At 70.8% G+C, this 12,168-nt stretch carries 8 protein-coding genes, 1 tRNA gene and 1 pseudogene; 4 read left to right on the top strand and 6 right to left on the bottom strand.

The genetic code is table 11. From position 1 onward, the window contains the following. Positions 1-85 precede the first annotated feature (85 nt). Positions 86-2,254, bottom strand: a complete 2,169-nt coding sequence (locus ABS52_18810; protein ID ODT00263.1) for a hypothetical protein — start codon at positions 2,252-2,254, stop codon at positions 86-88. Between the two features lie 323 nt (positions 2,255-2,577). On the opposite strand from ABS52_18810, the gene ABS52_18805 reads away from it, so the two are divergent. Beyond that, complete coding sequence (locus ABS52_18805; protein ID ODT00262.1) at positions 2,578-3,876, top strand: hypothetical protein; 1,299 nt, start codon at positions 2,578-2,580, stop codon at positions 3,874-3,876. Positions 3,877-4,708: 832 nt separating this feature from the next. On the opposite strand, the gene ABS52_18800 is transcribed toward ABS52_18805, so the two are convergent. From ABS52_18800 to ABS52_18780, 5 genes are all read right to left on the bottom strand, one after another. Next, the gene (locus ABS52_18800; protein ID ODT00261.1) at positions 4,709-5,575 is read right to left on the bottom strand and encodes a hypothetical protein; all 867 of its coding nucleotides are present in this window, start codon (positions 5,573-5,575) and stop codon (positions 4,709-4,711) included. Positions 5,576-5,588: 13 nt separating this feature from the next. Next, positions 5,589-6,446 (bottom strand): flagellar motor stator protein MotA, encoded by an 858-nt coding sequence (locus ABS52_18795; GenBank protein ODT00260.1) that lies wholly within the window; start codon positions 6,444-6,446, stop codon positions 5,589-5,591. Positions 6,447-6,512: 66 nt separating this feature from the next. Then, positions 6,513-7,712 (bottom strand): hypothetical protein, encoded by a 1,200-nt coding sequence (locus tag ABS52_18790; GenBank protein ODT00259.1) that lies wholly within the window; start codon positions 7,710-7,712, stop codon positions 6,513-6,515. Continuing rightward, entirely contained in the window at positions 7,709-7,966 is a 258-nt protein-coding gene (locus ABS52_18785) for a hypothetical protein (protein ODT00258.1), read from the bottom strand. The genes ABS52_18790 and ABS52_18785 overlap by 4 nt, the downstream gene beginning before the upstream one ends. 730 nt (positions 7,967-8,696) lie before the next feature. Beyond that, positions 8,697-8,770 (bottom strand) — tRNA-Ile (locus ABS52_18780). 318 nt (positions 8,771-9,088) lie between these two features. Here ABS52_18780 and ABS52_18775 point away from each other — a divergent pair. The 3 genes and pseudogenes from ABS52_18775 to ABS52_18765 all read left to right on the top strand — a co-directional run bounded on the left by ABS52_18775 (position 9,089) and on the right by ABS52_18765 (position 12,168). Further along, a complete protein-coding gene (locus ABS52_18775) occupies positions 9,089-9,871 on the top strand; it encodes a hypothetical protein (protein ODT00257.1) in 783 nt (260 codons plus the stop codon). 232 nt (positions 9,872-10,103) lie between these two features. After that, positions 10,104-10,823 carry a hypothetical protein gene (locus ABS52_18770; GenBank protein ODT00256.1) on the top strand — a complete coding sequence of 240 codons (720 nt, stop codon included), beginning with the start codon at positions 10,104-10,106 and terminating at the stop codon, positions 10,821-10,823. After that, positions 10,820-12,168, top strand: a pseudogene (locus tag ABS52_18765) (hypothetical protein). Before ABS52_18770 ends, ABS52_18765 begins: the two are co-directional and overlap by 4 nt.

The raw sequence follows: 12,168 nt of genomic DNA, 5'->3' as shown, positions 1-12,168 counted from the left end.
CTCCGGCTGCCTACGCGATAGCGCAGGCAGCCGAGGGCGCGGCGAGCGGCTGCGACATCGCGGGGGGCCGGCTCGCGGCCACCCGCTAGGCCAGCGCAGGCGCCGCCGGCGCGCCATCCAGGGTCGCCCGAATCGCGCGCAGCAACGCCGCGATCCCGATCGGCTTCTCGAGGAATCCGTCGACGAGCGAAGCGATGTCCTCCTCCACGTCCTGCGCCGCGCCGACGTGGCGCGCGTTGCCCGACATGAGGAGGATGCGCGGCCGTCGTGTCCGGGTGAGCAGCGCTCGCACAAGGACGTCGCCAGGCAACCCCGGCATCATCACGTCGGAGAGGACGAGGTCGATCGCATGCTGCTGCGTCGCGAGCACGCGGAGCGCCTCGCCGACGCTCCCCGCGACGTGCACCGTGTAGCCGTACTTCTGCAGCATGCGCTCGAGCGGCCGCCGCATCGATTCCTCGTCGTCGACCAGGAGGATCGTCTCGGTGCCGCGAGGGCGGTCCTCCGCCGAGGGCCCGGCCGTCGCGGTCGGCGGCGCCGCATGCGCCGGCAGGTACACCGTGAAATCCGTTCCCACGTGCAACCGGGACCTCACCCGGATCGCGCCGCGCGCGTCCGTCACGACACCGTACACCGTCGACAGCCCGAGCCCCGTCCCCTGGCCGATCGGCTTCGTCGTGAAGAACGGCTCGAAGATCCGGTGCATCATCTCGATGGTCATGCCGTGGCCCACGTCTGCGACCGTGAGCGCCACGTAGCGTCCCGGCGCGAGCGGCCCTCCGAACATGACGCCGTTCGCCGAGGCGACGAGCCGGTCCCACGGCGTCAGCTCGATCGTGTCGGTGCAGATGGTGAGGACGCCGCCGCTCGGCATCGCGTCGCGCGCGTTCACCGCCAGATTCATCACGATCTGCTCGACCTGGCTGCGATCCGCCAGCACCCAGGGGTGTTCCGCCCGCAGCGACTGCCGGATTTCCATGTTGACGCCCAGCGTGCGCCGCAGCAGCTGATGCAGGTCGCCCAGGACGCGATTCATGCTCAGCACCACCGGTTGTGGCACCTGCTGGCGACTGAACAACAGGAGCTGGCGCGTGAGGTGGCCGGCGCGGTTCGCGGAAGTCAGCAGGTCGGTCAGCTCCTGGACCGCCACGTCCTCGCCGGTGAAGCCGGCGTCGGACAGGTCGCTGAGCGCCAGCTCGGTGTGGGCGACCATCGCGCCGAGCACGTTGTTGAAGTCGTGCGCGATGCCTCCAGCGAGGCGGCCGACCGCCTCCAGCCGTTGTGCCTGGCGGAGCTGACCCTCCTTCACCTGGAGCGCGTGCTGCGCCTCCTTCTGCACGCTGATGTCGACGAGGACGCCCGCGCTCCCCACGACCACCCCGCGCGCATCCGTCAGCGGTTCCCCATGCATCTCGAGCCAGCGCCCCCCGCCATCCGCGTGGCGGATGCGGAACTCGGCGTGGTACGCACTCCCGCTCCGCAGGGCCTCTCGCACGACGCGGTGCACCGTCGCGGCATCCTCGTCCACGATCAGGTCCGCGAAGCGCATCGCCGGCGGCACATCGGGCTTCCGCCGGATGAAAAGCGCGCGCGGGTAGCCAACGACATGCTCGAAGTTCTCTCCCACCCACTCCACCGCCAGCCGGGGATCGGCCGAGGTCCGGTAGGCGACCCCGTGCACGCGCGTGAGGAGGGCGCGATACGCGCGCCGCTCTTCCGCGATCGCCAGCTCCTCCTGGCGACGCTCGATTGCGATTCGGAGCGTTCGCGCCAGCAGCGTCGCGTCGATCCGATCGCGCAACACACAGTCGGCTGCCCCGGCCCGGCATGCGCGAAGCGCCAGCACCTCGTGCTCCGCCGCGGCGATCACGACGACCGGGACGGGGGCGAGCAGCTGAAGCAGGTGAAGCGCCGCCAGGAGCGGCATCTCCTGCAGCTCAGCGGAGAGCAGCACGACCTTCACCCCTCCCAGCCCCGATTCGCCGGGACGCGGCGGCGCGAGCCGACTCTCCGGATCGAGCAGCCGCGCGACGTCTTGGATCGACCCGGACGCGACGACATGGAAGCCGTCCCCCGGCGCGACGTCGCTCGCGCCCAGCATCGCGACAACCGCCTCGACGTTCGCGGGACGGTCGTCGATCACCAGCACGCCATCGGGAACGCTTGCCTGCGCTGGGGCGCCGAGGTGGCTGGCTCTCCCGCGGTCGGTCTCGGCGTCGTCGATCTCCCCCGCCGGCTCCCAGCTGCTCGCCACCGCCTCGGGGGTCGCCGGTGGTGGATAGCCGTGTGGATCGCGCGGATCCACAGCCGTTTGCGTTCCCCCTCCCCACCCCGCGCCCGGCTCGGCGCCCACTACCGGTTGATGCGCTGCCATACCGTTGGTCGTGTGATCGTCTCTCCGCCGGACACGGCACCGACGGGTGCCATCGCGGCGGCTGGCGGTCAAAGACGATCCGGGGCCAACGGAGGGTACCAGATTTTTCAGTGGCGACCCGCACAACGTTCGGATGATGGATCGAGCGACCGATACTGGCAGCAAAGGGCCGCATCGGGCTCCCCTCCAACCAGCCAGGCACATTGTCGCCGTCCGCCTCGTCCCCCGCGCCGCCGCAAGACGCCCACCCCACCGCGCTCTCGCACACCGACGACGCCGTCACGCTCCTGATCGCGCGCCAACCGGTATTCGACCTCGGGGACAGGCTCGTGGCGTACGAACTACGCTATCGCGCTGACGGCGCGTGGGAGCACACGCTCGGCGCGAACCCCGACCAGCTGTCGCCGGAGGTGTTCGCGACGACCCTCCTGGGCATCGGGGTGCAGGAACTCACGGGCGGATCGCTTGCGTTCCTCGACTTCCCGGAGCAGCAGCTCCGTGAGGGAACCTGGCGCCTCTTCGCCCCGGAGGAACTCGCGATCGGGCTGCCGAACTCGGTACGCCCGACGCCCGAGGTGGTCCATGCCTGCCGGGAGATCGTCGCCGCGGGATACACGCTCGCCCTTGGCGACTTCCGCTTCCAGCCGGAGTACGAGCCGCTGCTCGCCCTGCAGCCGATCGTGAAGGTCGATGCGCTCGCGCACCCCCCCGGCGACCTCGCCGGGATCGTCGCGCAGCTCCGGGCGTACGGAGTACGACTGCTTGCCGAGCGCGTCGAAACCGAGGAGATGCACCGCCTCTGCCGCACACTCGGCTTCGTGCTCTTCCAGGGGTATTTCTACGCCAGTCCCGAGACGGTGGCACGCCGCGAGCCGCCGCTCGCGCAACTCACGATCATGCGGCTGCTCAACATGCTCCGGTATCCGGAGATCTCGGACGCCGAGCTCGACGAGGCGTTCTCCAACGATCCGGCGCTCTGCTACAAGCTGCTGCGGCTCGCCAACAACGCCGGCACCGGACAGCGCGGCATCGAGTCGATCGGGCACGCGATCCGCCTCGTCGGGCGCGACATGCTGCACCGCTGGCTCGCGCTGCTCCTGGTCTCATCGCTGATCGGCGAGAGCGGCACGCGCGGCGAGCTGGCCCTTCAGGCCATGACCCGCGCACGCTTCTGCGAGTTGCTCTACGGCCGCGGTCGTGGAGGGCACGACGCCGGATCGGCGTTCACCGTCGGCCTCCTCTCGCTCCTCGACGCGATGATGCGGATGTCGATGACCGACGTCCTCTCGCACGTGGACCTCGCGAGCGACGTGCGTGGCGCCCTCCTGCTGCGCAGCGGGCCGCTCGCGGAGCCCCTCGCCCTCGCCGAAGCGAACGAACGAATGCACGTCGATACGATGCGGCACCTCGCCCAGCGCCACACGCTGTCGCTCCGTGAGGTCGGACAGTTGCAGCTCGCGGCCATGCGGTGGGCGCGCGAGCGCCTGCTCCCCGGGCTCTGAGTCCGCGCGCGACCTACGGCGCCGTCTGCCGGGCCCGCAACGCGGCCAGGCTCGGGAGTCGCAGGCACAACGCGCCGCCGTCGAGGTCCTCGATCGTCCCGCCGATCGACTCCCCCGCCGCCGCGGCGCCTCCGGCGCCTCCGGGTCGCTGGCGATGCGGATCTCGACTACCTCCGGAGTCCCGCCCAGCGACACGCGCAGGATGCTCCAACCACTGCGCTGCGTCGACACGTCCAGCATGGCGACCAGCACATGGATCAGCACCCAGCGGCCGACGCGCACCGGTGACGCCGTGCCCTCCACCGTCACGCGCAGCGCGCCTCCCCGCCGGTCGCGGTGGAACGACGCGAGCGCGATCGCCGCCTCGACGGCTCCGTCCACGAGCATCGGCTCGGCTGTCACGCGATCCGCCGGAATGAGCCGGAGTTGCTCGTTGATCGACCCGAGCTGCGCAATCTCGCCGCGGATCTGCGACTCGAAGAGCTCTCGCTCGTCGGCCGTCAACTCCGGATCGAGAACCACCTCGAGCAGTGCCGCCAGCGAGCCGACACGGTTGCCCAAGGCGTGCGAGAGGCCGCGCACCAGCGGCATGGCGATGGACGTGGTCCACCCTGCGGTCGTTACCGCGTCGGTCAGGAGCCAGCGCTCGATGGCCTCCCGGTTCGTCATGCCGTCCGATGTAGGAAATCCGCCCATTCGCGAGACCGCGGCGCTGCTGGATGTGCGAGCGGCGACGGACTTGTCCGCGTCCCCGGCCCCGCATGCGCCAAGACGACGTGCCTCCGCGCATCGCCCGGACGAGCGCTCGATGCGGCGCGTCACGCCTCCCGCGTCAGGAGGCCGAACCGACGTTGGCCGGCGGCGCCAGCGGCACCACCCCCCCCCCGGGGAGCGAGAGCTTCGCCGAATCGGCTTCCGGCGACGGCGTGTGGAACGGCACGAAGATCGTGATGCGCCGGTTGCGCGGATCGAAGGGTGCGTCGGGCAGCTTGAGCTGCCGGTCGGCGAGGCCGTGTACCTCCACGATACGGCGCGGCGCGAGTCCCCCCTGCTCCAGGACACGACGGGCCGCATTCGCGCGCTCGCCGCTCAGCTCCCAGTTCGAGTAGCCGCCGACGTGCGCGTCCCGATACGCGGCCGCGTCGGTGTGCCCCTCGAGCACCACGTCGTTCGACAGCGGCCCGATCTCCGCCGCGATCACCCCGAGCACCTTCCGCATGAGTGGGCGCATCTCCGCGGAACCGAGCGCGAAGAACAACTCCCCGTCCACGCTCTCCCCCAGCTCGATGCGCAGCCCCCGCTGGGTCAGGACGATCTGGACCAGGGCGCTGATCTCCTTCAGCCCGCCTCCCTCCAGCTTGAGGAGAATCTCGCGCCGAACCCCCTGCAGCGCGCGGACTTCCTGCTGGCGGGCGATCGTCCGCACGGCCTGCGGCGGCATGCGCACCGGCGTGTTCCCCAGCGCGATCGGGCTCTGGCCGGAGCCGGCGCCCTTCTTGTAGCCCACCGGGTTCGCGAAGTACCCCTCGATGCTGCGCTTCGCATGGTCGTCCATGCCAAGCACCCACATCACGAGGAAGAATGCCATCATGCTGAGCGTGAAGTCGGCGAACGCGACTTTCCAGCTCCCGCCATGATGCGCCGCGTGCCGTGCGCCCCGCTTGCGCACGACGATGACCTTCCGGTCCTTCCTGCTCATCGCGCCACGCCCATCATGCCGCTTGCCGCTTGCGCATCGCGTCCACCTGGGCGAAGCTCGGGCGCTCCTCCGGCTGCACGCTCCGGCGGGCGAACTCCACGCACGTGGACGCCCCGTCGCCGCGCGCGAACGCGAGCAGCGACACGCGGATCGAGTTCAGGTAGTCATGCTCCGACGCGATGCGCACCTCGACCGCGCTCGCGATCGGCGCGAAGACGCCGTAGCTCAGCAGGATCCCCAGGAAGGTGCCGACCAGCGCTGCCGCGACCTTCTCCCCCACCTCGGTGGCCGCGCCGCCGATCGACCCCATGGTGATCACGATGCCGAGCACGGCGGCGACGATCCCGAACCCGGGCATCGAGTCCGCCACCTTCGTGATTGCCGCCGGTACGGCCATCTCCTCCTGGTGCATCCGCTCGAGATCCATGTCGAGGATTTCGGAGAGATGGTGATCCTCGACCGCGCCCACGAGCAGCACCTTCATCGTGTCGGCGAAGAAGGCCCGCGCGTGGTGGTGCCGGTAAAAGAACGGATACTTCTTGAAGATGTCGCTCGATTCGGGGTTCTCCACGTGCGACTCCACGCCGAGCAGGCCGTCCTTCCGCGCCTTCGTGTAGAACTCGGTGAGCATCTGCAGCAGCTCCGCGTACACCTTCGCCGTGTACGGATTGGGCTTGAGGAGGGCGACCGACCTCGCGAAGCCGCGCTTGATCACGACCATCGGGTTCGCCATCACGAACGCGCCCAACCCGGCCCCGCCGATGATGAGGAACTCCGACCACTGCAGCAGCACCATGATCTTGCCATGGTGCATGGTGTAGCCGCCGAGGATGCTCCCGAACAGGATGACCAGACCAACGACGATGAGCACACGACACTCCCGGTGATGGGGTCCCGTGTTCAGTATCGGCCGCTGGAGCGCCGATCAGCGCCTCTTCTACGGCTCGTTGGCGAAATTCGGCGCGGATCGACGGAGCACCACCTCCTTCAGGGCCGCGAACACCGCCGGATCGAGCAGTCGCCCGGCCAGGGTCTCCATGAGCGAGATCGCATCGGGCATGCTCAGCGCCGGGCGATACGGCCGCTCCGAGGTCAGCGCGTCGAACGCATCGGCCGCCGCGACGATCCGTCCGCCGATCGAGATCGCCTCCCCCACCAGACGCGCGGGGTACCCCGTCCCGTCCCACCGTTCGGATTGATCGCCGATGAACGTCAGCGCGCCCCCCATCGGGCGGAGCGGGGCCAGGATCGCGACGCCGATCGCGACGTGCGTCTGGATGTGCGCGAACTCCTCCGCCGCCAGGGGAGCGACCTTGTTCAGCACCTCCTCACGCACTCCGAGCTTCCCGATGTCGTGCAGGCGACCCGCCAGCCGCACCTGCTCCACCACCTCGGGCTCGAGCCCGAGCCGCTCGGCGACCTCCGCCGCAAGCGCCCCCACGCGTTGGGAGTGTCCGCGGAGATAGGCGTGCTTCGCCTCCATGGCCGCGATCAGGGTCTCCGCTACCCGTATCGGGGTCTCTCGGAGCGTCGCCTCGTCCGACGCCCATGCCGAGGTCGAGCCCACGTCCTCCCACGACATCGCCGCCCGCTGCCACGCGGGAGTCGGGTGGCGTCCGAGCGCCTCGTCCACCGCTCGCACGACGTCGGCCGTTCGCATCGGCTGGAGGAGGTGATGCACGGGGCTCGACGCCGTCGGGCCGCCCCCCTGCCGTGACCGAACGCGGCGGGACGACAGCAGGATTCGAAGGTCGGGATCCAGGGCGAGCGCGCGCGCCACAAAGTCCGCTTCGCGCTCGGCAGGAGCCTGGGCGTCGCACACGAGGATGGAAAAGCGCGAGCGCGAGCCGGGGCCATTCGCCATCTCGAGCGCGCGCAGCGCCTCACGGCCATCCTGCACCACGGTGACCTCGTAGCCCTTGCGGCTGAACCGGCAGGCGGTGGCCGTTCCGTCGCCCGTCCCCTCGTCCAGGACGAGCATGTGTACGCGTGACGGGGTAGTCGGCCATGCACCCGGGTTCGCGTCGCCGAAGTGCGGCGCATCGGGCGGCAGCCGCTCGAAGGTGTCGGCGCCGGCGGTGTGGAAGCTGGCGGAGTGCCCGATCGCCCGGTCTTCTCCCTGCCCGTGATCGCTCACGCCCCCTCCTCACCCGCCGGAATCCGGACCGGAGCGGGCATCACCCCGAACCACTCCACCTTGGCGGGCGACGCCACCGACTCCCGGTTCCGTTCCGTGATCGCCTGCAGCACCTCGCTGCGCAGGATCGCGACCCCCGGCGGCGCCTCGATCCCGAGGCGAACCCTGTTCCCACCCTCGATCCCGCTGATGACGATCCGGATGCCGCCGTCGATCTCGATCGACTCCCCCGGCTTCCGCGTGAGACTCAACATTCGATGTCCATCCGTGGACGTAAGCGCCCGGAATCCGCCGAGCGACTGGCCTGCCGACCGATGTACTCCCACAGGTGAGCGAGATCGCGCGCGCCCCGCAGCGCCGCATCGCCCCCCGTCCGCACTCGGGTGGGAAAGGCAACTGCAGGGCCTACCTCACGCCACGGCCTTGCACGCACGCAAGCTTCGGCCGTGCCTCCACTTCGGGCCCCGATCCCGCGCCGCCGCCGCACCGTCTGCGGGAGGCAGGAGTTGCCCGCCGGCACACACGGCCCGGCGGAAACAGCCGCCATGCGCGCGTGCCCATCGTCCATCCAGTACCTGCTTGCGCCCGCTGCCCCGCAGCACGCCGGCGCATCGGATCGGTCGCGGAACTCGACGATCGCTTCGAACGAGCCGTCACGTGCAACGCTGCCGGGCCGAGGTGCGTCTCGGGGAGACGCGAGCTCTCCCCAGTGCCATACGTCCTGCCGCGCGAGTTCGATGAACGCCGCAACGCCGGAGGCCGCGCGGCACGGCGTCTCGCTCCCTTCCGGCGGCCGGCCGCCGCAGCAGCGCCAAGGAATCGTCCGGTGTTCTTCGGAGTCTCGGCTGCTCGAGCGCCGCGCCGGCTGCCGGGAGGGGACCAACGACAGGGCATCGCAGGTATGACAAACGCCGCAACGGCCTATGCCGTTGCGGCGTTTAGACATAGCGACACCGCGAGCGATGTCCGCCTTCACGAACGAAGTGGGCCTGGGTAGAGTTGAACTACCGACCTCACGCTTATCAGGCGTGCGCTCTAACCACCTGAGCTACAGGCCCTTACCAGAGCACGGCAAACTAGTCACCCATCCCGCCCCCGGTCAACTGATCCGCACGATTCGCCCGCGGCGAAACTCCCGGGCGCCCTCGAGCATATTACGCTCGTGCTAACCTGTTGCGGCACCAGACGGTGGGCTGCATCATGCGCGCAGCACGCAGCAACAGGCAGCAGGCAGCAGGCAGCAGCAGGCACAGCGGCACGATACCGCGACCGAACGTTGCCGCGGCGGACCATGGCCGCCACGGCACGACCTTCGCGGAAGGGACTGACGCGTCTCCCCATCCCCCCACGCCTCCACCCTTCCCAAGCCACCCACCGTGGTCGAGACCCTCGCCGGACTGGTTGTCGTCCTGATCCTCGCGCTCGTCTTCGGGGTCATCCTCCCCCGCAGGAGGAGGCGCGCGATGTTGCGGGGACCGGTCCCGGTGGTGGCGTTCGGTGGCGGTGGGAGTGTCGCGCTCCCGCCACGCCCCCCGCGCCCCGCGGGGCAGCCCGCGGGGCAGCCCGCGGGTCAGTCCGCGGCGCCGACCCAACCGGCGGAAGTGGGCGCCCCTCCCGCACAGGGCATCGCCCCGGCGCCACCGACACCGCTGGCGCCTCCCGTCCCGGTCGAGATGCGCGCTCAGGAAGCCGATCACGCCGCACAGGAGGAGCGGGGGCGCGTGCTCCGCATGCACGTCGCCGGCGACCATCGCCGCGACGCGATGCGTGACGATCGCAGCGCCGTCACGCTACGCCTCGAGCGCCCGCACGACGGAACGCTGCAGTTCCTCCCGGGGCGTCTCGAAGTCATCGAGGGGCGCGAGGTGGGACAGGAGATCAAGTTCGTCCGTACCAGCGGACCGGACGGGACGTCCATCACGTTCGGCCGTGCCGAAGGGGCACAATACCGTCACGTCCAGCTTCACGAGCCGACGGTCTCCCGGCTGCATGCCAGGATGGCCCTCGACGGCAAGAGCTGGTCGCTGGTGAACATGTCGGCCACCAACCCGGTCGTGGTGAACGGACTCGCCCTCAACGGCGAGGGGTCGAGCGTGATCCTCCGCGACGGCGACCGGATCGAAATGGGCGAGGTCGTCTTCCGTTTCCGCGCCAAGTAGCCGGCGGCGCCAGTGGGGCGTGGCGCCCGCGCAACTGTCTGGCGCGCGCCGGTGACGCGACCCTAAGTTTCTCCCTGATCCCGCTCGGCGGTCGCGGCCGAAACGTCGGCGACGCGCACGTGTATTCAGGTCGTCGGGCGGCACCTCTCCCGCTCGCCCTCGATCCGTCACTCGCCGAGCGGGCCCCTGCGCCCGCGACGACGGCGCCCTCCCCGGGGGAGCAACCACCAGCATGCGCGTCAGCATCCTCAGCCTCTCCGTGATCCTGGCTTCGCTGGCCATCGCCAGCGGGGGGATCCTGCTGGGAGTCTGGATCGCCAGGCGCAAGCGCGACGCGGCGTTGCGGTCGCACGGGAAGCCGGCGCTGGTCATGCCGCTGACGGCCGTCTCGCACGTCCCGCGCGCGCCGTTGGTGCGCGACAGCGTGCCGATGCGCCGCTCGCCGATCACCGCGCTGGCGGTCGCCGAGCGCCTGGCGCCGGCTGACTACCACGAGATTGCCGACGAGACCGCGGCCCAGCTCGTCACCATGACGACGGGGGAGGTGCGGCACGATGCCGTGGCCGAGATGGTGCAGGGCCAGGCGCTGCGCTTCCACCGCCCCGCCGACCGCTCGCTCCCCTTCCTGTGCGGCCACTTGCTGGTGCTGGAGGGACCCGATGCGGGGCTGGAGCTCCGCTTCGTCCGGCTGGCGGGGGGCGAGCAACCGGTCATCTCCTTCGGCCGGAGCGAAGGGCCGCCCTTCCGTCACGTCCAGCTGCTGGAGCCCACGGTGAGCCGGGCGCATGCGCGCCTCGAGTTCGAGGAGGACGGCTGGTCGCTGGTCAATCTCTCGCGCACCAATCCGGTCGTGGTGAACCGCGCGGCGCTGCTCGACGAGCATCCGGTGCGGCTGCGCGACGGCGACCGGATCGAGATGGGGACGCTCGCCTTTCGCTACCTCCGGCAATGACGGAATCTGCCGTCCACGGAGGGGCCGGGACCGGGGACAGCGGGTGGCCGAGGGAGCTGGACACGGAATACGAGTGCCTGGGGGAGCTGGGGCGCGGGGGCATGGCCGTGGTATACCGGGCGCGGGAGCGGGCGCTGGGGCGCGAGGTGGCCATCAAGGTCGTGCGCCCGCGCTTCCATGCCGACAGCGAATCGGTGGCGCGCCTGGCGCGCGAGGCGCGCACGGTCGCCCAGCTCGAGCACCCGAACATCGTGTCGCTGCACGCGGTCAAGCCGCTGGCCAACGGGCTCGCCCTGGTGATGCAGCTGATCCCGGGGATGACGCTCAAGGCGGCCCTGGCGCGGGGCCCCCTCTCGCCTAACGAGGCGGAGATGGTCCTGCGCGACATCGCCCGCGCCCTGGCCTATGCCCACCGCTGCGGCGTCGTGCACCGGGACGTCAAGCCGGAGAACATCTTCCTCGACGAGATCACCGGGCGCGCCCTCCTCTCCGACTTCGGGGTCGCCCGCTCCATCGAGGAGAGCACCGAGCTGACCGCGACCGGGACGGCGATCGGCACGCCGACCTACATGTCGCCCGAGCAGATCGACGGCGGGCACCTGGACGGGCGCAGCGACCTGTACGCGTTAGGCATGGTGGGGTGGGAAATGCTCTCCGGGCAGCGGCCGTGGGCCGGCGAGAGCCTCTACAGCGTGATCTACCGCCAGAAGCACGACCCGCTCCCCCCGCTCGACCTCATCCGCGGCGACGTCCCGCCCAGGCTGCAGTACCTGGTCGAGGGGTTGATGCACAAGAACCCCGACCGGCGCTGGGTGAGCGCGGCCCGCTTCCTCACGCTGCTCAGCAGCACCGACACCGTCCCGGGACTCAAGGAGTGGCAGGCGATGCTCAAGAAGCGGCGGCGCGGGGGGAGTATCCGCCCCACGCCGCCGCGCGCGCCGAGCCCCTCGCCCGCGGCCAACCCAGCCCTCTCCACGGTGCGCTTTCGTCGGGGGGATCCCGGCAGCGCCCCCTCCCCCGACGAGCGGCAGGCCGTCGCGGTCAACGACGACGCGACCCAGCGCATCGCCACCTCACCGTCGTGGGGGATGGAACCGATCCCCGGGGGCGAGCCGCAGCCCCGCACGTCGCGCCCGCGGGTGGGGCTCCTCGTCGGCGGAGCGCTGGCGGTCGTCGCCCTCGCCGTCGTCGCGATGCTCGCGCGCGAGCGCCTCGCCCCGGCACCGGCGCGCCCGTCCGCGGGCGCGTTCTCCGACGCCGGCAGCGTCGAGGTCCCCGTCGTCGCGACACCCGACTCGCTCGCCGGCGCGAGGCTGCCGGCGGGTGACGCGCTGGCCGCCGGCCA

The sequence above is a fragment of the Gemmatimonadetes bacterium SCN 70-22 genome (assembly GCA_001724275.1).
Classification (GTDB): Bacteria; Gemmatimonadota; Gemmatimonadetes; order Gemmatimonadales; family Gemmatimonadaceae; genus SCN-70-22.
This window is presented reverse-complemented; position numbering and strand designations above follow the sequence as displayed.